Annotated in this window: 21 protein-coding genes; 16 read left to right on the top strand and 5 right to left on the bottom strand. The window is 49.0% G+C overall.

What is annotated here, in order from left to right:
• The first annotated feature begins 67 nt into the window (after positions 1-67).
• The 4 genes from ACFTRD_RS21420 to ACFTRD_RS21435 are packed head-to-tail and all read left to right on the top strand — an operon-like array spanning position 68 to position 8,828.
• Positions 68-1,117, top strand: coding sequence for an isochorismatase family protein (locus ACFTRD_RS21420; RefSeq protein ID WP_379383547.1), 1,050 nt, complete (start codon positions 68-70; stop codon positions 1,115-1,117).
• Positions 1,114-8,346 carry an amino acid adenylation domain-containing protein gene (locus tag ACFTRD_RS21425; RefSeq protein WP_379383549.1) on the top strand — a complete coding sequence of 2,411 codons (7,233 nt, stop codon included), beginning with the start codon at positions 1,114-1,116 and terminating at the stop codon, positions 8,344-8,346. Before ACFTRD_RS21420 ends, ACFTRD_RS21425 begins: the two co-directional genes overlap by 4 nt.
• 12 nt (positions 8,347-8,358) lie before the next feature.
• Positions 8,359-8,595, top strand: coding sequence for an MbtH family protein (locus tag ACFTRD_RS21430; protein ID WP_192271859.1), 237 nt, complete (start codon positions 8,359-8,361; stop codon positions 8,593-8,595).
• Positions 8,592-8,828, top strand: coding sequence for a hypothetical protein (locus ACFTRD_RS21435; RefSeq protein ID WP_379383551.1), 237 nt, complete (start codon positions 8,592-8,594; stop codon positions 8,826-8,828). The genes ACFTRD_RS21430 and ACFTRD_RS21435 overlap by 4 nt, the downstream gene beginning before the upstream one ends.
• Before the next feature lie 208 nt (positions 8,829-9,036).
• On the opposite strand, the gene ACFTRD_RS21440 is transcribed toward ACFTRD_RS21435, so the two are convergent.
• Entirely contained in the window at positions 9,037-9,729 is a 693-nt protein-coding gene (locus tag ACFTRD_RS21440) for a 4'-phosphopantetheinyl transferase family protein (protein ID WP_379383553.1), read from the bottom strand.
• An 82-nt stretch (positions 9,730-9,811) separates the two neighbouring features.
• Entirely contained in the window at positions 9,812-10,684 is an 873-nt protein-coding gene (locus ACFTRD_RS21445) for an arylamine N-acetyltransferase family protein (RefSeq protein ID WP_379383555.1), read from the bottom strand.
• Between the two features lie 270 nt (positions 10,685-10,954).
• Here ACFTRD_RS21445 and greA point away from each other — a divergent pair, with 270 nt between their 5' ends.
• Complete coding sequence (gene greA, locus ACFTRD_RS21450; protein WP_192271851.1) at positions 10,955-11,431, top strand: transcription elongation factor GreA; 477 nt, start codon at positions 10,955-10,957, stop codon at positions 11,429-11,431.
• 341 nt (positions 11,432-11,772) lie between these two features.
• Here the strand turns inward: greA and ACFTRD_RS21455 are convergent, their stop codons facing one another.
• Complete coding sequence (locus ACFTRD_RS21455; RefSeq protein ID WP_379383557.1) at positions 11,773-13,263, bottom strand: amidohydrolase family protein; 1,491 nt, start codon at positions 13,261-13,263, stop codon at positions 11,773-11,775.
• 332 nt (positions 13,264-13,595) lie between these two features.
• Here ACFTRD_RS21455 and ACFTRD_RS21460 point away from each other — a divergent pair, with 332 nt between their 5' ends.
• From ACFTRD_RS21460 to rlmN, 5 genes are all read left to right on the top strand, one after another.
• The gene (locus ACFTRD_RS21460) at positions 13,596-13,733 is read left to right on the top strand and encodes a hypothetical protein (RefSeq protein ID WP_379383559.1); all 138 of its coding nucleotides are present in this window, start codon (positions 13,596-13,598) and stop codon (positions 13,731-13,733) included.
• The gene (locus ACFTRD_RS21465; RefSeq protein ID WP_379383561.1) at positions 13,723-14,424 is read left to right on the top strand and encodes an ABC transporter permease; all 702 of its coding nucleotides are present in this window, start codon (positions 13,723-13,725) and stop codon (positions 14,422-14,424) included. The genes ACFTRD_RS21460 and ACFTRD_RS21465 overlap by 11 nt, the downstream gene beginning before the upstream one ends.
• Positions 14,425-14,609: 185 nt before the next feature.
• Positions 14,610-14,750, top strand: a complete 141-nt coding sequence (locus ACFTRD_RS21470; RefSeq protein ID WP_379383563.1) for a hypothetical protein — start codon at positions 14,610-14,612, stop codon at positions 14,748-14,750.
• A gap of 114 nt (positions 14,751-14,864) precedes the next feature.
• A complete protein-coding gene (locus tag ACFTRD_RS21475; RefSeq protein WP_379383565.1) occupies positions 14,865-16,229 on the top strand; it encodes a sodium-dependent transporter in 1,365 nt (454 codons plus the stop codon).
• A 179-nt stretch (positions 16,230-16,408) separates the two neighbouring features.
• Positions 16,409-17,503 carry a dual-specificity RNA methyltransferase RlmN gene (gene rlmN, locus ACFTRD_RS21480; RefSeq protein WP_379383567.1) on the top strand — a complete coding sequence of 365 codons (1,095 nt, stop codon included), beginning with the start codon at positions 16,409-16,411 and terminating at the stop codon, positions 17,501-17,503.
• A gap of 338 nt (positions 17,504-17,841) precedes the next feature.
• Here rlmN and ACFTRD_RS21485 read toward each other — a convergent pair whose 3' ends face one another.
• Positions 17,842-18,282 carry a GNAT family N-acetyltransferase gene (locus ACFTRD_RS21485; protein ID WP_379383569.1) on the bottom strand — a complete coding sequence of 147 codons (441 nt, stop codon included), beginning with the start codon at positions 18,280-18,282 and terminating at the stop codon, positions 17,842-17,844.
• A gap of 208 nt (positions 18,283-18,490) precedes the next feature.
• Between ACFTRD_RS21485 and ACFTRD_RS21490 the strand changes: the two genes are divergently transcribed.
• The 6 genes from ACFTRD_RS21490 to ACFTRD_RS21515 all read left to right on the top strand — a co-directional run bounded on the left by ACFTRD_RS21490 (position 18,491) and on the right by ACFTRD_RS21515 (position 24,153).
• Complete coding sequence (locus ACFTRD_RS21490; RefSeq protein WP_379384431.1) at positions 18,491-18,931, top strand: MarR family winged helix-turn-helix transcriptional regulator; 441 nt, start codon at positions 18,491-18,493, stop codon at positions 18,929-18,931.
• A 101-nt stretch (positions 18,932-19,032) separates the two neighbouring features.
• Positions 19,033-20,148, top strand: a complete 1,116-nt coding sequence (locus ACFTRD_RS21495) for a glycosyl hydrolase family 8 (RefSeq protein WP_379383571.1) — start codon at positions 19,033-19,035, stop codon at positions 20,146-20,148.
• A 124-nt stretch (positions 20,149-20,272) separates the two neighbouring features.
• Positions 20,273-21,148, top strand: coding sequence for a diguanylate cyclase domain-containing protein (locus ACFTRD_RS21500; protein ID WP_379383573.1), 876 nt, complete (start codon positions 20,273-20,275; stop codon positions 21,146-21,148).
• A 162-nt stretch (positions 21,149-21,310) separates the two neighbouring features.
• Positions 21,311-22,606 carry a glycosyltransferase family 2 protein gene (locus ACFTRD_RS21505; RefSeq protein WP_379383575.1) on the top strand — a complete coding sequence of 432 codons (1,296 nt, stop codon included), beginning with the start codon at positions 21,311-21,313 and terminating at the stop codon, positions 22,604-22,606.
• 115 nt (positions 22,607-22,721) lie between these two features.
• Complete coding sequence (locus tag ACFTRD_RS21510; protein WP_379383577.1) at positions 22,722-23,276, top strand: hypothetical protein; 555 nt, start codon at positions 22,722-22,724, stop codon at positions 23,274-23,276.
• A gap of 148 nt (positions 23,277-23,424) precedes the next feature.
• On the top strand, positions 23,425-24,153 hold the full coding sequence (locus ACFTRD_RS21515; protein ID WP_379383579.1) for a class I SAM-dependent DNA methyltransferase: 729 nt from the start codon (positions 23,425-23,427) through the stop codon (positions 24,151-24,153).
• Positions 24,154-24,502: 349 nt separating this feature from the next.
• Here ACFTRD_RS21515 and ACFTRD_RS21520 read toward each other — a convergent pair whose 3' ends face one another.
• The gene (locus ACFTRD_RS21520; RefSeq protein WP_379383581.1) at positions 24,503-25,282 is read right to left on the bottom strand and encodes an ABC transporter ATP-binding protein; all 780 of its coding nucleotides are present in this window, start codon (positions 25,280-25,282) and stop codon (positions 24,503-24,505) included.
• Between the last annotated feature and the right edge of the window lie 66 nt (positions 25,283-25,348).

Genomic DNA, 25,348 nt, shown 5'->3' on the forward strand with positions numbered 1-25,348 from the left:
AGCGTTGCAGGGCAACGATGAACCATGAACAAGATTGGGATAAATAAAGGTGAAAAGAGGGATATTCATGGCACTTCCAAAGATTCAACCCTATGCAATGCCTATAGAGTCGGAGCTTCCTGGCAACAAGGTAGCGTGGACGCCGGATGCGAAGCGCTCAGTACTCCTGATTCACGATATGCAGCAATATTTCATGAACGCCTTTACGGCAGGGGAATCCCCTGTGGTAGAGCTGATCGATCATATCTCACAACTTCGTTCGAAGTGTCATGAGCTTGGCATTCCGGTGGTCTACTCCGCACAACCGGGCGGACAGACACCGGAGCAGCGCGGGTTACAGCTGGACTTTTGGGGGGCTGGGATTGATGGAGGGCCTGTGCAAAAAGAAATTATTGAAACGCTCACACCCGCTCCGCAAGATACCTTCATGACCAAATGGCGATACAGCGCCTTCCAAAAGACAGAATTGTTTGAACTCATGCAGCAGTATGGTCGCGATCAACTGATCGTCTGCGGCATTTATGCCCATATCGGATGTCTGATGACCTCTTGTGAAGCCTTTATGCGAGACATTCAGGCATTCTTGGTTGCGGATGCAGTAGCTGATTTTTCGGCTGAAAAACATCGCATGGCTCTGACGTATGCAGCAGAACGGTGCGCGGTAACACTGACAACCGGGCGTTTGCTTGAGGCTCTAAATGATTCAGCCACAGACGTAATTGGAGGAGTGCTGAAATCCGAGGCGGGTAAGCAAGAGGACCAATCCTATGCCTCACCTGCTCAGGAGGTTGTATCGGAGGCTGAGCAGCAAAGGGCATCGGCAGCGGAGAGACTCCAGGAGGGAAGTCATGGCGTTGACCATGTGACATTGGAAGCATTGAGAAACCAGGTCGGAGAGATGCTGCAGGAGCAGCCTGCGCACATTGGAGAGCATGATGATCTGATTCAGAACTGGGGACTGGATTCCATTCGTATTATGAGTCTGGCTGAGCGCTTTCGTGTGGAAGGAGCGGGAATAACGTTTGTGGATTTGGCAGAGGTGCCTACATTGGCTGCATGGGCGGCGTTGCTGGATAAGGCCTATACGAAAGTACTCCCGAACGGAGACTACTTTTGAGCGGGGCCGTGCATACGTCGCACAGTCGGAACACGGCTTGGCCCCTATCCTCTGCACAGTCCGGCATCTGGTTCGCGCAGCAGTTGAATCCGGACAATCCGATGTACAACACCGCCGAGTATGTGGTCATTCAGGGCAACGTAGACGCCAGACGATTCGAAGAGAGTGTGCGCCAGACCGTTTCGGAAGCTGAGTCGCTGAATATGGTTTATGGTGAAAATGAACAAGGTCCGTGGCAGTCTTTGAATGCCACGGATACATGGACATTTCATGTTATTGATGTGAGGGAAGAAGCGGAGCCCCATACAGCAGCACTGACGTGGATGAAAAAGGATCTGGCCCATCCCGTCAATCTGGCGACAGGGCCACTCTTCACGGAGGCGCTGTTCCAGGTGAGCCATGAGTGTTACTACTGGTACCAGCGCATTCATCATATTGCGATTGACGGATATGGTGTTTCACTGATTACCCGCAGGGTGGCCAGCCTATACTCCGCAAGTGTAAGAGGGGAAGCTGCAGATCAAGTACAGCGAGCGGCATCGTTCGGCTCGTTATCCGCCGTTCTTCAGGAAGACGAGGCGTATCTTGCCTCAGCGGACAAAGAGCAGGATCGTCAGTTCTGGATGGACCGCTATGCAGACGAACCGGATGTTGTCAGTCTGGGGGAACGGGCTCCGCGAACATCTACCTGCTTCCTGCGGCAGAGCGGTCTGCTCACACAGCCACAGCGCGAGCAAATGCAGGTTGCAGCGGCAAGGTTCGGTTCGACCTGGCCGGATTTGTTTATAGCGGCAACGGCTATCTACGTTCACCGGATGACGGGGGCGACGGACGTTGTGCTGGCTCTGCCCGTAATGTGCCGATTGGGATCAGCATCCCTTCGGATACCGGGCATGGTCATGAACGTGCTTCCGCTGCGTCTCAACGTGGATTCAACAATGACCGTGTCAGAGTTGCTGAAACAGGTTGCCCAGGAGATTCGGATGGTACGCAAACATCAGCGCTATCGTCACCAGGATCTGCGGCGTGATCTCAAGCTGCTTGGGGAGAATCGTCGGTTGTTCGGACCCATGATTAATGTGATGCCATTCCACCATGAATTGAACTTCGCGGGGCAGCGCGGCATGATTCATAATCTGTCCACGGGTCCGGTGGATGATCTGTCCATTCATGTGGTGGACCAGGGTCATGGTCATGGGCTGAGTATTGATTTTGATGCCAATCCGTCCATCTACAGTGATTCCGAACTGCTGAACCATCAGCTGCGTTATATGCAGCTTCTGAACCAGGTGATGCAGGAAGGGATGGAGACGGAAACGGTTGGGCGTCTGGAATTGCTGCTTCCTGTCGAACGTGAGCAAGTACTGGTTACATGGAATGGAACAGGAGAGGTGCCAGCCGACAGCCATTCGGCAGCACGGTTTGAACAGCAGGTCCGCCGCACGCCTTCTGCAACGGCGCTGACATTCGAAGGGGAATCCCTGACGTATGCGGAGCTGAATGAACGGGCGAATCAGTTGGCGCATGAGTTGATACAGCGATATCAGGCAGGACCAGAACAGAAGGTAGCCATTGCTCTGCCTCGTTCACTGGAAGTGATTATTGCCATTGTGGCTGTTCACAAAACGGGGGCTGCCTATCTGCCGCTTGATCCTGACTATCCCGAAGAGCGCCTGATCTACATGCTTGCGGATGCCAAGCCTGCTTGTGTAGTGACGGTGATGAGCAATGTTTCCAATCTGCCGACCATGTCCAGTGCACCTGTCATGGTGATGGATGAACCGGCTATGGCAATGAAAGTCAGTAGCCAGCTCAAAACGAATCCCGAAGGTGATGATCTGACAGGAACAGCTTCTCTGCTCAATCCTTCTTATATTATCTATACTTCAGGTTCCACAGGTAAGCCCAAGGGCGTAGCCGTAACCCATCTGGGGCTGGCGAACCTGCTTGAGGATATGAAGACGAGATTACGGGTGGGTCCGCAGGACCGCTGGCTGTCGGTAACGACGATTGCTTTTGACATATCCGTACTGGAAGTATTCCTGCCGCTTACGACGGGAGCCCGGCTGGATATTGCACACAAAGAGACAATTCTTGATCCGGTAGCTCTCGCTGAGAAGATGAGAGAACGGGAAACCACCATCATGCAGGCTACGCCTACGTTATGGCAGTCTTTGGTGACGAGCCGTCCGGGGCGATTCGACGGGCTAACCGTGATTACCGGAGGAGAGGCGTTGACGGAGGAACTGAAGCTTTCTTTGCAGGAGCTGGGGTGTCACGTCAATAATCAGTACGGACCGACCGAGACGACCATTTATTCGACGGCAGCAGCACTGGAGACAGGGGCAACGGGGAAACCGTCGATTGGTGGTCCGGTTCGCAACACGCAGTTATATGTGTTGGATCAAGGCTTGAAGCCAGTACCTCCGGGTGTAGCAGGGGAGCTGTATATCGCAGGTGAGGGACTTGCGCGGGGGTATTTGGGCAGACCTGATTTGACTGCAGAACGCTTTGTAGCCAATCCCTTCGGTCAACCAGGCAGTCGGATGTACCGTACAGGTGATTTGGCGAAATGGTTGCCGGATGGTTCCATCGATTATTTGGGTCGCGCAGATCATCAGATCAAAATTAGAGGATTCCGAATTGAACTGGGCGAGATCGAATCGGTAATCTCCAGATATCCGGGCGTTACTCAGGTCACGGTCATGGCTCGCGAAGATCAACCGGGAAACCAGCGGCTGGCAGCGTATGTAGTAGCTGAGTATGAACTCGAAAATCGTATGGATATGGCAGAACTAAGAGCATATGTAGCTGATGCGTTGCCGGATTACATGGTGCCTTCTGCATTCATGCTGCTGCCCGAGATGCCGCTGACACCGAATAAAAAGATCGATCGTAAACGGCTTCCTGTACCCACTTTGCTATCAAATGCCAATGGACGGGAGGCGCGTACACCACAGGAGGAGATTCTGTGCAGTCTGTTTGCTGAAATTCTTGGTGTAGGTCGTGTGGGCATTGACGATGATTTCTTTGAACTGGGTGGACATTCCCTGCTTGCCGGGCGAATTACAGCACGTATCCGTGATGTTTTCGGTGCAGATCTAACCATTGGCAGTGTATTTGAAGCTCCAACAGCAGCAGGACTAGCCCAACGATTGGATCAGGCGAAATCGGTGAGACCTGTTATTCAGCCTGTCCCACGTCAGGGCGAGCTACCACTTTCTTTTGCCCAGCGGAGATTATGGTTCATGTATTGTCTGGAAGGCGCCAATCCGACGTATAATATTCCGCTGGTTGCCCGCTTGACTGGGGAGCTGGATGCGGATGCTTTGGAGAACGCTCTACAGGATATTGTAGACCGTCATGAGACATTACGAACGTTGTATCCGCCTGAACTGGGTTCTGCGAGCCAACATATTCTGAATACCGCTGATGTCAAAGTGAAATGGAATGTAACCGCTGCTACCGAGCAGGAGCTTCCCGAGCTTCTGACAGAAGCGTCACGCTACAGCTTTCAGCTCTCCACTGAGCCGGGCATCCGCGCCGAATTATTCAGAACCGGGACAGATGAGCATGTGCTGCTGTTGCTGCTCCATCATATTGCCGGAGATGGATGGTCATTGTCGCCGCTGATCCGGAATCTGTCGGAGGCTTATACGGCACGTCTGCGGGGTTCTGCCCCTGCTTGGGAGCCGCTTCGCATTCAATATGCCGACTATGCGGTATGGCAGGAGAGATTGCTGGGGGATGAGAAGCAGCAGGACAGTCTGATGGCAAGGCAGATGGAATTCTGGACCAACCAGCTGGCCCATTTACCGGAGCAGGTTACGTTTCCTACTGACTATGCCCGTCCAGTCGTGTCCAGTTACCGCGGCGGGTCAGTTCCTTTTACGATCAGCCCACGTCTGCATGAGCAACTGATGGTAACCACACGTGAGAATAAAGTCAGCCTGTTCATGGTGCTGCACTCGGCACTGTCCTTGCTGCTTACCCGAATGGGGGCAGGAACGGATATTGCAATAGGAACACCAATTGCCGGACGGAGCGATGATGCGCTGGATGAAGTCGTTGGCATGTTCATTAATACCCTTGTGCTGCGTACGGATACTTCAGGTGATCCCACCTTCCGCGAACTGCTGGCCCGTGTGCGGGAGGTCGATCTGGCTGCATATGAACATCAGGATCTGCCCTTTGAACGATTGGTTGAAGTGTTGAATCCGCCGCGATCCCGTTCCAAACATCCACTCTTCCAAGTGATGCTTGTACTGCAAAATACACCGGACATTCGTCTCGATCTGCCGGGTGTTACGGCGGAAACCTGCATGCATGGTGTGGGTTCATCCAAATTTGATCTGACGCTAGAGCTGACAGAGCGGCGTGAGCATAACGGATCTCCAGCCGGAATTGAAGGTGTGCTGGAATATAGTACGGATCTCTTCCGGGAGTCTACCGCAGGCGAACTTGTGGTCCGATGGATTCAGGTGCTTGAGGATGCAGTGAAGCAGATGGATGAACGGATCAGCAGATTTCATGTCGTGACTCCGACAGAGCAGGCGCAGCTTGAAAAGGACCGGTCCTTTACGCTGAGTGAGGATGCGCATCTGACCATAGCTGAGCGGTTTGAAATAACAGCAGCAGCCCATCCGGAAGCGACAGCCCTGAATTATGAGGATATCACCTTGAGTTACGGGGAACTGAATGCAAGAGCCAACCGGCTTGCCAGATTACTGATCGCTGAAGGTACTGGGCCGGAACAGATGGTGGCGCTGGCCTTGCCTCGCTCGGTGGAGATGGTCGTTGGTATTCTTGCCGTGCTCAAAGCAGGCGCAGCTTATCTACCACTGGACCCGAATTATCCGGCAGACCGATTGAGACATATGCTGACAGATGCAGCACCAAAAGTGATGATAACGAGTACAGAGGTGTATGCCTTGCTTCCGCAGGTAGCGGAAATTCAGTGTATTAATATGGACGATCCGCATACCCTGTGGCAATTGGAAGCCATGGATGAGCGAAATCCGGCAGACAGTGAACGTAACGGACGTGTAACTGAGCTGAGCCCGGCCTACATGATCTATACCTCAGGTTCGACAGGTAAGCCCAAAGGGGTTGTTATTCCGCAAGCCAATGTCATCCGTTTATTGGATGCTACGCAGCACTGGTTCCATTTTGACGCGAGCGATGTGTGGACGCTGTTCCATTCCTATGCATTTGATTTCTCCGTGTGGGAAATTTGGGGACCATTGCTGCATGGAGGGCGATTGGTCGTTGTGCCCCATGAGATCAGCCGTTCACCGGGAGCCTTCCTGCAATTGCTCGTTAAGCAAAAGGTAACCGTATTGAACCAGACGCCATCCGCATTCTACCAACTCATGCAGGCGGACCGGGAGAATCCAGCCTGGGGGCAGCAGATCGCGCTCCGCTACGTGATTTTTGGGGGCGAGGCACTGGAGCTTGGCCGCTTGGACGATTGGTATGAACGCCATGCGGATGATGCACCAAAACTCATCAATATGTATGGTATCACCGAGACGACAGTTCACGTTAGCTACCAGGAACTGCATGCAGGCGGTTCTACGGAGGGGGCAAGCAGCTGGATCGGTTGCGCTATACCGGATCTTCGGGTATACGTGCTGGATGATCATCTGGAGCCTGTACCGACAGGAGTAACCGGAGAGATGTATGTAGCCGGAGCGGGCCTGGCCCGTGGTTATTGGAATCGACCGGATCTTACAGCAGAGCGATTCGTCGCTGATCCATATGGCCCCCCGGGTACCCGCATGTACCGGACGGGAGATCTGGCAAAGCGCCTGTACGATGGCTCGCTCGATTATTTGGGCCGGGCGGATCAGCAGGTGAAAATACGGGGGTTCCGTATTGAGCTTGGCGAGATTGAAGCGGTACTGGCAAGATTTTCAGGCGTGGCCCAGGCTGCAGTAATTGTCCGTGAAGATCAGCCGGGAGATAAGCGTCTTGTAGCTTATATCGTTCCGGCATCAGATGGGAGGGGGCTGGAATCTGCTGCTTTGCGTCGTCATGCATCCGCCAGCCTTCCCGATTATATGGTTCCATCGGCGGTCGTTGCGATGGAGACCCTGCCGCTTACCCCGAATGGCAAGCTGGATCGCAAAGCACTTCCTGCACCGGAGATGCAGTTAACGACAGGTGGTAGAGCACCCCGTAACCCGCAGGAGGAGATCCTCTGTGATTTATTTGCCGAAGTACTGGGGTTGCGAAGTGTAAGCATCGACGATAGTTTCTTCGAACTGGGTGGGCATTCCCTGCTCGCTGTTCGCCTGATGAGTCGCATTCGTGAGGCTATGGGTCGGGAGCCGGGAATCGGCATTCTGTTCGAAACAGCCACCGTAGCGGGACTGGCGGGGCGGTTGGAGATGGATTCGGATTCAGGGAAAAGTTCGCTTCAGGTGTTATTGCCGCTTAGAACGCATGGGAAGCATCTGCCCTTATTCTGTGTCCATCCAGCAGGAGGGCTAAGCTGGTGTTATGCGGGGCTGATGAAACATCTGGGCATGGAGTATCCGCTCTATGGGTTACAGGCCAGAGGCATTGCCGAGATTGAGGAACTTCCGCCCACACTGGAAGAGATGACGGCCGATTACATCCGTCATATCCGCTCGATACAGCCTGAAGGACCTTACCGTCTGTTGGGTTGGTCTCTCGGAGGTAACGTTGCCCAGGCCATGGCGGTGCAGCTGGAATCGGAAGGGGAAGAAGTGGAGTTCCTCGCCATGCTGGATGCGTATCCGAGCCATTATCTGCCGATTCGTGGAGAACCGGATGAGGAAGAAGCGTTAACCGCTTTGCTCGCACTGGGTGGCTATGATCCGGACAGCATTGGGGATGGGCTGCTGGATATGGCAACAGCTATGCGCATACTGCGCAGTGAGGGCAGTGCGCTGGCGAGTTTGGACGAAGAAACCATCATGAAGCTGCGGAAGACCTATGAGAATTCCGTACGGATCTTGGGGGCCTACACGCCATCCCGATTCGAGGGGGATCTGATCTTCTTCCGTTCCACCATTATTCCGGAATGGTTCGACCCGATTGAACCGGAAATGTGGAATGCATATATCGGAGGCCAATTGGAGCGTCATGATATTGCTTGTCGTCACAAGGACCTCTGCCAGCCTGGCCCGCTGGAGGAAATCTGCCGAACACTGGCTGCCAAGCTGGAAGAGCTGAACAAGCGCAACATTCAACATAAATAGGAGGATAAGGCGATGAGTAACCCTTTTGAACATGAAGACAGCAATTATCTGGTGTTAATTAATGAGGAAGGTCAATACTCCCTTTGGCCTGCTTCCCTTGCGGTACCCGCAGGTTGGACCATGATGCTTGGCAAAGCCAAGCGTCGGGTATGCCTCGATTACATCGCTGAGCAATGGACAGATCTGAAACCACTGAGCCTCTGTGATGAACTAGGTATGCCTGGTGCTGTTCATGAGAGTATCAGATGAAATTCGGTCTGAATCCGAAGCTCGCCATTGTCCGTATCGTCTACGTGCTGGTGATGCTGGACGGGGCCATGAATGGAACTTTCTTGAACAAAATACGACGAACTATCAGTGAGGAGCTGGGGATTAACCCAGTTGAACAAGATATCCATTCAGATCAGAGTATGTGGATGCAGTCCATTGAATATCAAAAATCCCTGGCGGGGTTCGCCAGGGATTCTGTCATTTCAGCATGATTGCTAGTTCATAAATCTACAAGAAGAATCTAAAATATCCATTGCTATGTTCCTTACGTTCGTTTCTATGGCTTACGCTGCTCGAGCAATAATCTGATTTCTCTCCAGAACCGCTTGAGATTCAGCGTTTGCAGGACGGTTTGGAAAGGGGATTATGCACTGGTTTGATAAAATAAAAAAATGAAGGAGGGGTTTGTAACCCCCTCCTTCATATTAATGCCTGATACAACTCTTCCATTGTGATGACATCCGGCTGGGCAGGCAATTCTTCACCTGCGGAACAAGCTGCCAACATATGTCCTTGATCCAGCCGCAGACTAAGGAATGGATAAGAAGCGGCCTCCGGCGAGTGCCAGTTCCCGTCAGCTTTGCGGATCATGGAGAAAGAATCGAGCGGCATGGACAGGCCCATGCCGACGGCCTTGATGTAGCTTTCCTTGAGCGTCCATAGGCGATAGAACGTCTCCAGCTGCATCTCAGCGGGCTCGGCAGCCAGAAATTGGCTCTCCGTGAGCGAGAAGAAGCGTTCCGCAATCTTCATGTCGATCGGCGCTATTTTTTCCACATCCACACCCAGATCAGCGGTAGCGACAACGCCAGAGATTAAAGCAATCCAATCCCCGGAGTGTGAAACATTAAATTGGACATTGGGATCGTGACTGAGCGCAGGTTTGCCGTATTTGTTACGGGTAAAGAACAGCTCCCCCGGCTTCTGGCCAGTCAGCTTGCTTAGCGTCACCCGGGTCAACACTTCACCCAGAACAGAGCGATATGCATCCGCCAGACGAACGAATCGTGAAGCTTGTTCCCGTCTTTCCTCCGATACATGAGACAGGAAAAAGTTCCAGTAGCCTTCCGGCAATTCTGCCGGAACTTGCAGAACACGAATAGTTATCATCATTTATCACCTGACGTTGTATTCGGCATCAATGGCAGGCTTTCCTTTATATTCATCCCGTTTCTCGCGTCTTCCCCATATCGCCTCAGGCCAGTTGTGTTCTTTTCCATTCCTCATGTGCAGCCCGTACTCGATTCCACATTTCTCTGCGTTCCAGTTCCGTATAATTCACCAACGGTTCGTGGAATCGTTCAGCTAGTACGTCTTTCCATTCGCTGTAGGTTTGAATCTCCGTTTTGCATATACCTTCGATCCCATGCGTGCGGAGCATGCATCCTCGCAGCTCGTTGCTGTGGGCTGCATCCCTCTGACGGAGCAAAAATGCGTTATGCCATGGTGATTCGGCTGACTGACTGTAGAATTCATGCTTGGGAAGGAACTCTTCCAGACGGGTAAGCTCTTCGGGAGCGTAGTCGACACCTTCACTTGGCCCATTGGGTTCATATTCAAGTCGCCATCCGCCAGAGGCAACGGATGATGGCAACAATGTATAAGTAAACGGCGCTTGGCCGTAGGTTCCATAACGAAGAGGGAGAGGTTCAAAGGGCATGCCGCCCAGGCCAACATCCACAATCCAACGCTCCACATTCGGGTCCTCATCTGGCAGAAGGACGGACAGACCAAGATGGAACGAGTTCACTCGCGGCTGCTCTCCATGTGGCTGAACTCCGGCACGATGCCAATGCACCGTATATCCCAGGGAGCGAAGCAGAATGCTGAATCCTCCATTCAGATGGAAACAATATCCACTGCGCCCTTGTAATATAAGCTGGATCGATTCTTGAACATCGATGCCCGCAGGCCGACCAGCAAAAATATCGACCGTTTGCCAGGATAGATGCTGCACATGTGCCCGCTGGATTTCGGATAGAAATTCCAGTGAAGGCTCCTTGATATCATCAATGCCTATCCGTTTCAGGTAGGCCCGTATTTCAGGTTGAGTCAATGTAACATTCATCCAGATCACCTCAAGTCATGTAGTGGGCTGCAGGTACTCGTTATGATTGGCTGCTCCCTGATTTCATTGTAAAAGTGAATGGCTAAGATGAACACATAGGTTTACTTTGATTGTACCGGTACAGTTTAGGGGATAGTGAACTATAGAGGTTATGCCGCATACACATCTTTCCATGAATGGGAGTGTAATTTCTTTTTCTGGGGTATGTTAACCGTTTGGAAGGGATATAGGTTAGAATATAGATAGAAAGCAGGATTAGGAGATGGAAAAATGGCTAATGATGAAGTGATTTTGACACAGGAAGGCTTGGAAAAGCTGGAGGACGAACTGAGGGATTTAAAGACGGTGAAGCGTAAGGAACTGGCGGCGCGTCTGAAGCTCGCAATCAGTTACGGTGACCTGAAGGAAAATAGTGAGTATCATTCAGCCAAAGATGATCAGGCTTTTATGGAAACCCGCATTTTGATTCTGGAGAAAATGCTGACCAAAGCAAGAGTCATCACTTCGGACAATATCGATTCGAATAAAGTAAGCATTGGCTCAACCATTTTGCTTAATGATATTGAATTTGCCGAGAAGATTGAATACAAGCTGGTTGGTCCAGCCGAGGCTGATGTTGCCGATAACAAAATATCGTATGAGAGCCCGCTTGGCAAAGAACTGATGGGCAAAGAAGTAGGCAGTGTCATTCATGTCAATGCGCCAATGGGCATTATCAAATATGAGTTGCTTGAAATTAAAATTTAATAACAATAGAGGTGTTCCGGAAGCTATGGAAATGGCTGTTGGGACACCTCTTTTTTTGTCCTTATCGGATAATATATACGAAATTCTCCTTAATACATAGCAGATAGGCTGCTGCACCCACCACGGCAATGACAAGCAACAGCAGACCGACCATTTTGTGTGTCAGAATACAAACAATACCGTAGCGGCGCTTGTTCCCGGATCACCACGCAGGTGATACTAGATGTTCATGGCGTTCAGGGAAAGCTGCGGATACATATTAACGGCACTTCCGTGGGACCCGAAAATGAAAAAAGCCCTTCCACTTCTTATTTGGGAAGGGAAAGGCTAGCATGGAAGTATTAATGATTATGAAGGATGTGTTTATCGGCAGATGACCCGGATTTTTCGGGTTCATCTTTCATGTCAGCAACCTTTATCACGGGATATGTTTTCACCGCTCGGTCCAAAGTCTGCTTCTCCATCAGCTTTCCGTCCAATACAACAGCAGAGATGCTTGTTGTATTTCGAATGTTCTCCAGCGGGTTCTTGTCAAGCAACACGAGATCGGCAAGCTTTCCTTTTTCTACGGTGCCCAGTTCCTGCTCTCTCTCCAAATATCGCGCCGGATTCAGCGTTGCCGTCTGCAAGGCTTGCAGCGGTGTGAGGCCGCTTTTAACGAACAATTCGAGTTCATCGTGCAATGAAACGCCGTATATAAAGTTAGTCATTTCGAAACTGGAATCGGTGCCTGCAAGCATAGGTACACCGGCATCGTTTAACTTTTTGACCATGCCCGGCGTTGTGGAATTGATGGCTGTCACTAATTCCGTTGGTTCGGGAGGAGTCGCGCGAATGATCTCGGCCCATTGCTTCTGCACGGCAGTCGGTACATATTTGGACCGCGGATCGATTTCGGTTTTGGCCATATTCAAATAGGTAACAATGGTCGGTACAGGCCAGACTCCCTTTTCTTTGAATTTGCGGAACAGCTTGTTGGCCTTTACGGAATCATAGGCTTGGGAGGCCTCGATCTCTGACAGCGAATAACCGAGCAAATCACTCATGTCGGCATTCTTGAAAATATCGTCTTCGATGCTCGAAGTGGCAATAAACAAACCGTGCAGATGTTCTATGCTCTTGAATCCCAGTTGAGCGGCTTCGCTGGCCCGTACCTCTACAGGCAAATGGCCGACCACCGGCAAACCGTACTTTTGGGCCTCATCCATGACCGCCAGAAACAGTGGACGGGGCAACCAAGAGTATACCTTGATATGATCCGCGCCTTTTGCCACGTTAAGACGTACGGCTTCCCGCGCCTGTTCCTCTGTTTTCAAGTAGAACATGTGGGGAGCATCGTCAGCAGGACCTCCATTTAAGGTCGATCCTGCATAAACAAGGCGTGGGGCAGGCATACCGGCTTGAATGCTCGTTTTCCATATATCTACATTTTTCAAAGCTGCCCCCATTTCCCGTATTCCAGTCACTCCGTTAGCCAAAAAGAGCGGGAAAGCGTCTTTATAGTTATCTTCCAGATGGACGTGCATGTCCCACAAACCGGGAATAACGTATTGGCCCTTAGCATCCCTTACTTGTGCGTAATCGGGGATGGCTGTTTCTCTACTGTTTCCAATGTAATCTATCTTATTGTCCTTAATGATAATCGTCTGATCATTGGTTAACTTTCCGGACTTTACGTCCACGATCGTTGCATGCTGAAGTGCCAGCGTCTGTCTAGTCTCAGGTTCAATGCTTGCATAACCGACACCTGTACCTCCCGTTAATGCAATCAATAATGCGAAGAATCCTATTAGGGACTTCCTGAAGCTGCGCATTTTCCTTATTAAACTCATCTTTGTTGTCCACCTCCCAGAAATGTATCGTATCAACCGATATAACTTGATTGTAGAGTGCGAATCCTGCTTTTTTATTAATTCATTCTTACAAAAAGCTTACAGTTGAAAGGGTGGAAGAAAGACAGGCTGAGAACGACCGAAATCTGTGTAGAATAGATTCAAAACGTTCACATAGGGAATTCATGTCGGGGGTACACGAAGGCTGTTCGGGTTGCTAGCAACAATCTTAAGGTTTTTGTAAGAATCGAGTAATTAAAATGAAGGCTTTTCCCTTTACAATAGAGATATAATCACCCGCAAGGGACTGTACATAAAGGAGAGCACGAGCAATGATATATATTGTGCGCACCATTATCGTCATCAAATCCTATGGCGACTTAAAGTCCGTTTCCCATGTCAGTTTGAATATCAAACAGGGCATAATTTACGGATTGCTTGGGCTGAAGGGAGATGATGATGTTGCTTAAACTAATCTCGCTGGAAATACGGAAGTACCGGTTTGCACGTCACATAGGCTATGCCGCCATGGCTAGCCTGGCGCTCCTTCTGTTCCTGACCATGATAGGCATTACCGATTTTGGAGCCAAGGATTACGCTTTTTCCACTTACCCGGATTCGTTCATGCTAATCGATACCTTCGTTAGGGCAACCTTCATGATATTCGCCGGGGCGCTGCTCTCAAGTATGATTATCGGAGAATACAGAAGAAAAACGTTAAGTGTGCTTTTTACGTATCCAATCAAACGCTGGAAGCTGATCGCTGCCAAATTAGTCATCATCTTCGTTTTTACGTTCGGAATGATCCTGTTCACCGATGTGCTGATGGGTGCTGTCTTGGTTGCCGTGGATCGCTTCTATCCATTCATTGCTGATTCGCTGACGATGGAACAGATACGAGTGCTGCTGCTCAAGTACACCTTCAGTTCGCTGTCAGCTGCCGCAATGGCTCTGATTCCTTTGTTATTCGGGATGCGCAAGCATTCGAATACAGCCACCATGGCCTCCTCCATCTTTCTGGTGCTCATCGTATGTTCCGGGTTTAACGGTCTGTTGGTATCCATTAACTCCATCCTCGCGATCCACCTTTCGCTCGGAGCTGCCGGTTTATTGATTGCCTTGCTATCGATGCGTCGACTGGAGACGAAGGACGTGAACTAGACTGAATATTACAAAAGGGTACACGGACACGATGCCAAATCTCGGATATCCTCCAAATTCAAGAGAACCGTCAGGGCGAACTCCCCTGACGGTTTTTTGAGTTTGGTAGAAAATATGGGGATTGAGATGGTGGGGGAGGTTCAAATTGACTACAAATCACATACTGCTTTCTGAGGATGATTTCCTTGCTGGGTGAATTGGTTGTTCATATGTTGGGAAAAATGGGTTTTGGAACTGTGGAATGGGTATACCGGAGCGAGTGGATTGTCGTAGCGCATCATAATCAGATTGCTTTGTTAAACGAAGAAGGCAAAGGTAATACATGAGAGTAGACATTACTGTAAATAAATAACATTTCGATTAATTTCGATTTTCGAATGACCTGAGGGGATGACTGTTATATAATAACGGAAAATCTTAGAACAGATGGAGTAGATATAATGAATTTGAGTAAGTCCAATAATCCCAATTTGAATCAAGACGGAGCCAACAAGGGTGAACGCTTCTCACAGGCCGGATTCATTCTGGCTGCCATCGGCAGTTCAGTCGGTCTGGGCAACATGTGGAAGTTTCCTTATATTACGGGAGAGAACGGGGGAGCTGCGTTTTTCCTGCTCTTTATCGTCTGCCTCCTGTTGATTGGTCTGCCTGTTCTGCTGGCTGAGCTTGCAATTGGTCGGAGCGGCAGAGGTAGCGCGGCGACGGCCTTTATCAAGGCAGGTGGGCAAAAAGGGTGGCTTGCGGCTGGATTACTGCAAGTACTGACGCCGTTTATCATCCTTTCCTTTTATGTGATCATTGCAGGTTGGACGCTGCAATATGCAGTGACGTCCTTTAGTGGCACGTTGTATAACAATTCGGATTATGCCGGACAATTCGGTGACTTCGTGGGTGGTTATTTACCGATTGTATGGCAGTTGGTTTCGGTTCTAATCACAGGCTGGATTGTAGCCAAAGGGGTATCCAACGGGATCGAGAAGTTTAACAAGATACTGATCCCCGCAATGCTTGTCCTGCTCATTATCCTGATGGTTCGTGCAGTGACTTTGCCGGGAGCTGGCGCGGGAGTTTCTTTCTTCCTAAATCCGGACTTCTCTCAGCTGACGACCGAATCGGCGCTGGTTGCACTGGGGCATGCCTTCTTCTCCCTATCGCTGGGTATGGGTATCTTAGTAACGTACGGCTCGTATGTCGATAAAAATCAATCGCTCGGTGCAGCAACAGTCGCTGTCGGTGCGGGTGACCTGCTCTATGCATTCATTGCAGGTTTGATCATTTTTCCGACGACATTCTCATTCGGAATTGCACCTGATCAGGGGCCGTCACTAATCTTTGTGGCTCTTCCAGCGGCCTTTTCGGCCATGCCTCTCGGGTTCCTGTTTGGAGGACTATTCTTCGTCCTCCTGGCAATTGCAGCATTGACGTCAGCAGTATCCTTGCTGGAAGTTCCGGTGAAATATTTCATGGAAAGATTGTCCTGGAGCCGAAGCCGCGCGGTATGGACCATTTCACTCGCTGTGTTCATCGTTGGGCTTCCTTCGGTTTTGTCGCTCGGATTGTTCCCTGAATGGACCATTGGTTCGAAGAGTGTGTTCGACTGGATGGACTTTGTAGCATCCAACATTTTGCTTCCGATTGGTGGATTGCTCGTTACTATTTTTGCCGGGTACTTCTGGAAAAAGGCAGCCGAAGCATCCGGCCTGCGTGCAGGCTGGTTCCGTGTATGGCTGTTCATGCTGCGTTATGTAGCGCCAATTCTGGTGTTTCTCGTTCTGCTGCACACCTCCGGTATTATCCACTTCTAAAAGCTGCGGAGTGCAGCTGGTTGAAATAAGCGGCTGTGTAGATTTGCCATGAATAAAACCTCTTGGAAGAAATGCAAAAGCCCTTGTGTTCCCTCGTCAATTTTGGGACAATACAGAGTAGAGGTTTTTTCGACAGAACCGATGAGCCATATGCTTTTTTGCGAAAAGAGGACAATAACATGATTAAATCATCCATATATGGATTAACATTAGAGCAATTACGTGCCTGGCTGCCGGAGCACGGGCAGAAGAAATCCCGCGCTTCCCGCATCTGGGAGTGGTTATATCAGGAACGTGTGAATGATTTTACAGAGATGACCGACGTCCGTCAGGAATGTCTGGATGTCATTTCCGAGCATTTCACGATGAACTCGCTGAGTGAACATGTGAAGCAGGAATCGGCGGACGGTACGGTGAAATTTCTGCTTCGTATGCAGGACGGGAATTTGATTGAAACGGTCTTAATGCGCCAAAAGTATGGGCTAACTGTATGTGTAACCACCCAAGTGGGATGTAACATTGGCTGCAGCTTTTGCGCGAGCGGGCTGATCAAGAAGAGCCGCGATCTGTCCGGTGGCGAAATTGTGGAACAGATTATGCATGTACAACAGTATCTTGATGCAGCTGGCCAAGGTGAGCGGGTAACTAACGTGGTCGTAATGGGGATTGGCGAACCGTTCGATAATTTCCAGAACATGTCTGACTTCATCGAAGTGATCAAAGATCGTAAAGGTCTGGCGCTTGCAGCCAAGCGGATCACCGTATCCACGAGCGGGCTGCCTGACAAGATCAAGGAATTTGCAGACAGCAATCTGCAGGTCAATCTGGCGATCTCCCTCCACGCACCGAATAACGAACTGCGTACACAGATCATGAAGATCAACAGGGCCTTCCCGATTGAACAATTGATGGACGCGGTGGATTATTACCTGGCCACGACAAACAAGCGTATTATGTTTGAGTATATTTTGCTTCGGGACGTCAACGACAAGCGGGAACATGCCGCAGAACTGGCTGAACTGTTGTCCAGTCGCAAAAGTATGGTCAGTATCAATCTGATTCCGTATAATCCGGTGGATGAGCACAGTCAATATCAGCGGAGTACAGAAGAGTCCATTCTGGGGTTCTATGATACATTGAAAAAGAACCAAATTAATGCCACTGTACGCATGGAGCATGGTACCGATATTGATGCGGCTTGCGGACAATTACGCAGTAAACAGATGAAAAATAATGCTGCTGACGCACAGCCAGGCCGTCTGGCTTTGGGATGAGGATGCAAGAGGAGAAGTCAGGTTAACGCCTGACTTCTTTGTCATGATATATGCTAAGTAAACGCTCCCCTAAGTGGAGCACTCCTAACGAACTCACTGCACTTTATTGAGGGAAATTACTTGAATTAGAAATGCTAACGAATTTCAGTCACGTTATTCCAGTAAAAGCCGCATAAGAAGTGCAAGTTAGGTTTACAAAACAGAAAATAAGGTGTGTAAGATTCCTTACATTCCCCAAATGGCTAAATCGCCAATAATAACACTTGCTGGGTTCCTTAGAACTCAAAAAGAGCATCCCAAAGTCCTGTTCCAGACCTTTGAGGATGCTCTTTTTGTCGTTATTTCAGTTTTTTGGTCATCAGCAGATGAGGAATGCCGTCTTCCATAAATATGTTCGAGGCTGCCGTATATCCGAGACGTTCGTAGAACCCCGAGGCTTGTACCTGTGCGTGCAGCTTGGCTTTCTCCAACCCTTGATCGAGTGCCATCTGCTCAAGCTTACCAATCAGCACACGACCGAGTCCATGTTTACGATAATTCAGCATCACACAGATTCGCTCCAATTTGGCAACATTTTCGACCACACGCAGTCTGGATGAAGCGGCCGGTACACCGTCCACGTAAAGTAGAATATGTCTTGCTTCTGTACCAAGGGCGTCATAGGCATCAAACTCATCCTCGGCAGACACGCCTTGTTCTTCAACGAAAATAGCGGTACGAATGGCAAAGCAGGCGTCGAGCACCTCCTGGTTATTCGCTTCAACAATAGTTGTTTTCATGAATGTTTCTCCTTTGGTCAATAGTAATCCTATCCTGACATGGTAAACTGGTACATAGCATGAACGTAAACCTATTACATGTGTTGTTATGATTAAAATTTAAATCGATTTCAATCATTTATATCATCAATTATGTTGCGAATGCAACAATTTATTATGGAGAGTGAAGACATTGACTGAAAAAAAAGAAGTGTTGCGTGAAATTGGTATGATTGCCCGCTGTCTGGATGCTATTAGTAACGTTGAATTCCAACATTTAAACCTGTCTCGTGGACAGTATCTGTATCTTTATCGCATTTGCGAAAATCCAGGCATTATTCCCAACCAGTTGGCTGAATTAATCAAAGTCGATCGTACCACGGCGGCCAGAGCCATTAGTAAACTGGAATCGGACGGGTTTGTCGTCAAACAGTCGGCAATGGGTAATAAAAAAAATAAGCTGTTATATCCGACTGACGCTGGCCTGGAAGCTTGGGAGTTTATCCGCAGAGAGGGTGTTCATTCCGATCAGGTAACGCTGGAAGGCTTAACGGATGAAGAGATTGAGATTGCCGTTCAGCTTCTGCGCCGGATGCGTCATAACATTGAAGTGGATTGGAAATTTGTCAAAAAGGGCGGCCGCCGGCCTTATATGGATCAATCTGAATGAAACATACCTCTACCCTTGATCCTTACATCCCAGAACTTAGCCAGCCCTATCTCAAGGAGAAGAGTAGTGATTCGAAAGTTGCAACAACGCAGGAGGACAGCATGCAGATCATGAATCGGAAAAGAATACTATGGTTGGTCATACTGGCCGTCAGCATCATGGCAGCATGGATTATTTTCATGAAGGAGCGGTTTGTCATGAACGAGCTGTCCCCAACCGTTTCATTTGTCCAGCATCATATGACCAACCCCAATGGCACACTGGCAACGTATCTCCAGGATGCTTCGTCAGAAGATGCAGATATCGTGGCAGGCCGAGAGGCGTTGTCTGAATCTCTTGGTCTGTGGATGCAATACGCCGTCGCCAAGAACGATCAGGTGTTATTTGAACAGGCTTATGATCGGTTAACGACCTATTTTCTGATGCCGCAAAACTACATTGCCTGGAAACTGGACGCGAACGGGGCATCACATGTGACTACCAATGCGCTCGGTGATGATTTTCGAATTGTTGATGCTTTATTGAAGGCAGCAGATCAATGGGAACAGAGCCGGGAAGAGAAGCTGACCACAGCGTCGAATATTGTTCGTACCCTGACACAATCCGTTCAGAACAAGGGATATTATGTTGATTTTCACGATTTCGCCCATGGAAACACCCCCGATACGAGTACATTAAGCCTGGTTTATGTTGACCTGCGGGCTCTTCAGGCGATGGAACAGCATGAGATGCTGGAGCCTGGAACCTATGCTAAATACGAATCACTGCTGAAAAGCATGCCGGATGACGGCGTGTTTTATCCTAAAACCTTTAATGTCGAAACGAAAAAATATACATATGATGACACGGTCAACCTGATTGACCAGTTGATTGTGGCTAATCATCTTACGGTAACCGGCCGGAAACCGGACAAGCTCATTACCTTTCTGAAAAAGGAATTCAATACCCGTCATCGGTTGCCGGGTCAATATAAACGCTCGGAGCGAACCTCTGCGGTATCCTATGAATCTCCATCCGTCTATGGACTCGCCATACTGCTCGCTGTTCGATCGGGTGATCCAAAATGGGCCAAGCAGCTGTATAACCATATGATCGCCCTGCGCAATCTGGATAAAGCTTATCCAGGAGGATATGTATTTGATGGAAATACACATATGTTTGACAACCTGTTTCCGCTGCTTGGTGAGACTGAATTGCAAAAAACACTTAAAAAGTAATATAAATGTCATTTTATATTTTGGTTAATGTGGTAGCATAATATTTGTGTTTTCATGTCGTAATTTGTCGTAATTTAGACATCACTTAGACATCACAAATCCATTAACCGGAGAGAAGGTCACTATGAGGAACAAAGCACCCATTCTTCGTATGGCATGGGGATATGCCATTTTGATCGGATTAGCTGTGATCCAGCAACTCGTTGTCTATCTAAAAATTGAAATGAATCAGAGCTATACCACACTGGATCTGGTGTTCAGCATCGCATCGCTTGGTGCGCTGGTTCTTGGTTTTGTGATACCTGTCGGGGTGTCTGTCGTTGCCGGATTTGTATATCTGGTCTCGTATTTTGTCTGGCTTGTTACCTATGCGGATGCAAATGTACTTACATTCTCATGGTGGCTGTTAATTCCGGCCAATGTGGCTGTGGCTGCTTTTATCAAGGCAAGCCTTGTGCGCACTGCACGGGTCATGGAGCGACTGCAGGAGCTGCAAGAACGTAATCCGGAGATTGACCCGGATACATCCTTGGGCAACAAGGAAGCTCTAGCCGATACGGTCATGAAGCAAAGCAATCTCGCCAGACGTTACTCGGAGCATTATGGGTTCAGCATGGCGATGTTCAAGATTGAATTTTTGCCACTGGTGCTGGAATCGCTTGGCTCCATACGATATGCACAGTTTCTGCTAGAGTTGTCCAATACGATCCAGAAGCAAATCCGGTATGAGGATTACAAGTTTTTTGTGGATCGGGGACGGTTTGTGATCATTTGCCCGATGACCGATGTGGAGTACTTGCCCTTGCTTACAGAGCGGATCAAAAAAGCGATGATGGATCTGCAGATGATTGATAAAAAAGGAAATGAACTACAGACGGTTATTCGATCCGGTGCACTGGTTTTCCAGAAGGAGCAGTTCGAAAAGTATGAGGATATTGATGCTGTTATTGCTGCACTGGAACGGAACACAGAGACAGATCTCATAGGAGAGTATATCTAAAACTAGCAGGAAAGGAGAGATGCTCTGTGGAATACATGTCCTGGTTCATACCCATCTGTATTGCTGTCAGTTGCATATTGGGTGTTTTTACCATTTTATTAACGATCGCCACTCTTCGCTTTCGCTCCAAGGTGAATCGCAAGTACGATCGGAGGAAGGTAAGTGGCTGACTTTATTTTGATATTATCCATATTTAGTATATGGATCGCTGTATTTGAATCCATAGTCATCATGGCTGGAGCCATTCGTTTTATTCAGAAACAGGATAAAAGGGGGATTCAGCTTCCTGTAAATATGGATCATTATCCGACCGTAACCATCATGGTACCTGCGCATAATGAAGGTATGGTTATTGTGGCTACCGTAGAGCATATCCTGCGCCTGAATTATCCTGAGGATAAGGTCCAGGTTATCGTTATTGCAGATAACTGCACCGATGATACCGCGGAGAAGCTCCGGACATTTTTGAGTAAAACCAGTTATGTACATCGGAATGTGACCGTTATGGAACGTAAGGGTACGGGAGGCAAGTCCGGTGCATTGAATGACGGTCTGGACATATCCACCGGAGAGTGGATTTGCATCTTTGATGCCGATGCTGCCCCTGAGCGGAATTCCCTGATGTTTTTGACGCAAAAGGCTTTGGAAAATCCCGAACAATACGGTGTTGTATTTGGCAGAAATAAAGCACGGAACCGGGGACAAAACTTCCTTTCCCAATGCATTAATCTGGAGATTATCACATCTCAGCGGGTGTATCATACAGGGCTGTGGGAATTATTCCAGCTTGGTTCCATTCCGGGGACCAATTATATTATTAAAACAAAGCTGATCCGGGAGATCGGCGGCTGGGATGTTACAGCGATCACGGAGGATACGGCATTATCCTTTGAGATTCTGAATCGTGGTCAGTTTGTTGCCCTTGCGCCTCAAGCAGAAGCGTACCAGCAAGAGCCGGAGAAGCTCAGCGTGTATATGAAACAGCGCGAACGGTGGGCAAAAGGGAACTATCAGGTTGTTCTGGATAATATCCATAACCTGTTCAACCGATCCAGCTGGCGCAACAAGTTATTGGTTCTCTATTATGCGGTCAGCTATTTTTGGTTTATGCTTGCCATTATTGTATCGGATATTATCTTTCTTGTTAATCTCGTCTACCAGATCATTGCAATATTTAAACCGGACGTGAGTTCGCCGTTCCAGTTTGCCGGAGATGCCTATGTGTTCCTCGTCATTGGATGGGCATTAATGTACTTTATATATGTATTACAGATTAATCTTGCACTCGCGGCAGATATTGGACAGAGTAATACGCGTAATTTTATTTACGCCTGCGTATCCTACTTTACGTATGCACAGCTGTTCATTATCATCTCGATCAAGGCTTTCTACTCTTTGGTTATGGACAAGATCAAGAAACGTGAGAGCAAATGGTACAAAACACAGCGCTTTGGCTGAGCAAGCTACTTGACCAACCACGAGCCAGGCGGTTCTGCAAAGCAGAGCCGCCTGTTCTTATAATGCCAGAGAGGTTAAATTTCGTTACATTCGATCCCTGATAGGGGAAGGGACAGTGATCATGAACAAGTCAGCCGTGAAGAAGAAGGCTTATATTCCTCAAAAAGACCGCAAATGGATAGGGCTCAGTCTGGTGTTGACCGCAGTTATTTTGGCTTACGGTCTGTGGAGTTTAATTCATCTGTATAACAATACAACAAACTGGAACGACCAACACATCAGCGAGGCGTATAAGGTTTATGGCTCTCAAGCCCGAATCTTGCTCTTTGTTGTGCTGGCTTATTACGTGATTCTGTTTATGATAAAACGAAAGTGGCTTGACGCCTGGGCGGGAATCAGGAAGCTGGCTGTAAAGCTGCTGGGTATAGCCCGGCGAGTACACGTCCCGGTTGCCATGGTTGCGATGGGTTTGATTGCGCTTCATGTGGTCGGAGCCTTTTTGTTCGATTTTAAGCTGGACTTTAACCATATTACGGGTCTGCTCGCCGGTCTGGCTCTGCTACCTGTTCCGATTGCTGGGTTTTTCCGTTACAAGAAGCTGGACCGGCAGTGGCATCTGAGATCGGGTCTCGCCTTTGCTGTATTGTTCTTGATCCATGCTTTTCTATAGCAGAGAAAGAAGACGTTGGCATGTTTATTTATTCGAGGCTTGCCAATTCCTAATCTGAAAGGTATTCCCGAGTTAACTTCCGAAGGTGTATAATCTTCCAGGCTGAATATGAGAGCTGAATTTCATAACAGTAACGGAGGGTTGTGCAATGAGCGAACGGGGATCGGATTTTTACGAAGATGAGGCTAATTTTGAGAAATACATGGAACGTCGGCAGTGGCAGGAGAATGCCAATGATACGTTGGAGAAACCTGTCATGCTGGAGCTAATCGGAGACGTTGGGGGCAAGAGCATACTGGATCTCGGCTGCGGGGATGCGAGGTTCGGAGCAGAACTGCTGGGGCCTGGCCACCTCGGTGGCAGTTACACAGGAATTGAAGGTTCAGTGAATATGATTCAGGCTGCCCATGAATCGATAAAGGGACAGAACGCACACATTGAGCAAGCGTATATGGAAGATTGGAGCTACCCTGCGAATACATATGATCTGGTCATCTCCAGACTGGCGATTCATTATATTGAGGATGTGGACAGCCTGTTCCGCAAGGTATACCATACGTTAAAAGAGAATGGCACATTCGTATTTTCGGTAGAACATCCTGTGATCACGTCAACATTGCAGCCATCAGGGGTCCGAACTAACTGGGTCGTCGATCAATATTTTGTGGAGGGATTTCGAGAGCAGCAATGGCTTGGAGGCACGGTGAAAAAAATGCATCGTTCCATTGAATCCTATTACATGGCATTACAGCAGGCAGGATTTCAGGTGCAGTATCTGCGGGAATCGGCGCCTCAGCGTCCCAATTTCGTGAACGAGGAGACGTATCTGCGCAGACAGCGTATTCCGTTGTTTTTATTCCTCTCTGCCCGGAAATAACACACAGAAAACTGTGGATAATTCATAATATAGCCAAGCAGCCCAAAAACCTGTCCACATGTGGATAAGATTTGTGGGCTGCTCGGATTGTTCTGACTGTGAATAGATAAATTGAACTAAAAAATATTTACACTTGCCACTCCGATGACAGAACTACCTTCCGATCGCTGTTATCCCCAGATTTTTTTGAATCCCTTATTTAAAGGGGAAAATCCGGGGATAAAGCGTATGCTTCCGATGTAGCTTTCTTTTAGAAAGCTTTTAGGCGAGCGCTCCGCTTCTTCAGGTTATTTCTGTCCTCTCCGTTCTCGTGTAAATGTTTAGTTCAATTTTATATAGATATAGAAAATTATTTGTCCGATGCTCTTACATAGACCCGTTGTCCATGCCGATCCACATCCACAGGCGCTTCAAAAAAGCTGCTCAGTACATCTCTGTGCATCAACTCGCTGGTTAATCCGCTATTCACGATCTCGCCCCGCCGGAGCAGAAGACTGTGACTGAACACAGGCAATATTTCTTCCGTATGATGGGTCACGTAGATGAGCGAAGGGGTGTCCGGTTTCTGTGTCAGTTCACTGATACTTTCCAGCAGCCGCTCTCTGGAGAACAGATCAAGCCCGTTGCAGGGTTCGTCCAGAATGAGCACACGCGGATTAGCCATCAGGGCTCTGGCAATAAGCAGTTTCTGCTTCTCTCCCTGGGAGCAGGTACGGTATTCGCGATCCCACAGATGCTGACAGCCGAGTGTACGCATCAATTCCCGTGCCTGATCCAGATCCTCATCCGAAAGTTTATCGTACAGTCCGATGGTGGCATGTTTACCGCTGATCACGACATACTGGGTGCGGTCGGTGCCATACAATTTCTCCTGAAGGGAGGAGCTGACCCAGCCGATCGACTTCCGCAGCTCACGCAAATCCACATCCCCGTAGCGGTGTCCGAGCACGGTTATCGTACCTTCTGTCGGCCAAAGATATCCGGTAATCATGTTCAGAAGGGTGGTTTTGCCAGAACCATTCAGGCCAAGCAGTGCCCAATGTTCGCCTTCGTTTACACGCCAGCTGACATCGTTCAGCAGGGTGATTGGTCCCCTTTTCCAACTAACATGCTGTACATCAATGATCATGGGTTATTCCTTCCTTCTGTTTAGCCTCTGTCTCGATTCGATTATCCTGACCCTATTGTAGTCACA

This window comes from Paenibacillus sp. NPDC056933, assembly GCF_042674385.1.
Taxonomy (GTDB): Bacteria; Bacillota; Bacilli; order Paenibacillales; family Paenibacillaceae; genus Paenibacillus.

Bases quoted from the DNA above. Each gene is read 5' to 3' on its own strand.
- rlmN (WP_379383567.1), top strand. From the start codon at position 16,409: ATGATTAAATCATCCATATATGGATTAACATTAGAGCAATTACGTGCC.
- ACFTRD_RS21455 (WP_379383557.1), bottom strand. From the start codon at position 13,263: ATGAGTTTAATAAGGAAAATGCGCAGCTTCAGGAAGTCCCTAATAGGA.
- ACFTRD_RS21520 (WP_379383581.1), bottom strand. From the start codon at position 25,282: ATGATCATTGATGTACAGCATGTTAGTTGGAAAAGGGGACCAATCACC.
- ACFTRD_RS21445 (WP_379383555.1), bottom strand. From the start codon at position 10,684: ATGAATGTTACATTGACTCAACCTGAAATACGGGCCTACCTGAAACGG.
- ACFTRD_RS21435 (WP_379383551.1), top strand. From the start codon at position 8,592: ATGAAATTCGGTCTGAATCCGAAGCTCGCCATTGTCCGTATCGTCTAC.
- ACFTRD_RS21500 (WP_379383573.1), top strand. From the start codon at position 20,273: ATGAGGAACAAAGCACCCATTCTTCGTATGGCATGGGGATATGCCATT.
- ACFTRD_RS21440 (WP_379383553.1), bottom strand. From the start codon at position 9,729: ATGATGATAACTATTCGTGTTCTGCAAGTTCCGGCAGAATTGCCGGAA.
- ACFTRD_RS21490 (WP_379384431.1), top strand. From the start codon at position 18,491: ATGATTGCCCGCTGTCTGGATGCTATTAGTAACGTTGAATTCCAACAT.
- ACFTRD_RS21515 (WP_379383579.1), top strand. From the start codon at position 23,425: ATGAGCGAACGGGGATCGGATTTTTACGAAGATGAGGCTAATTTTGAG.
- ACFTRD_RS21465 (WP_379383561.1), top strand. From the start codon at position 13,723: ATGTTGCTTAAACTAATCTCGCTGGAAATACGGAAGTACCGGTTTGCA.
- ACFTRD_RS21420 (WP_379383547.1), top strand. From the start codon at position 68: ATGGCACTTCCAAAGATTCAACCCTATGCAATGCCTATAGAGTCGGAG.
- ACFTRD_RS21430 (WP_192271859.1), top strand. From the start codon at position 8,359: ATGAGTAACCCTTTTGAACATGAAGACAGCAATTATCTGGTGTTAATT.
- ACFTRD_RS21460 (WP_379383559.1), top strand. From the start codon at position 13,596: ATGATATATATTGTGCGCACCATTATCGTCATCAAATCCTATGGCGAC.
- ACFTRD_RS21495 (WP_379383571.1), top strand. From the start codon at position 19,033: ATGCAGATCATGAATCGGAAAAGAATACTATGGTTGGTCATACTGGCC.
- ACFTRD_RS21475 (WP_379383565.1), top strand. From the start codon at position 14,865: ATGAATTTGAGTAAGTCCAATAATCCCAATTTGAATCAAGACGGAGCC.
- ACFTRD_RS21485 (WP_379383569.1), bottom strand. From the start codon at position 18,282: ATGAAAACAACTATTGTTGAAGCGAATAACCAGGAGGTGCTCGACGCC.
- greA (WP_192271851.1), top strand. From the start codon at position 10,955: ATGGCTAATGATGAAGTGATTTTGACACAGGAAGGCTTGGAAAAGCTG.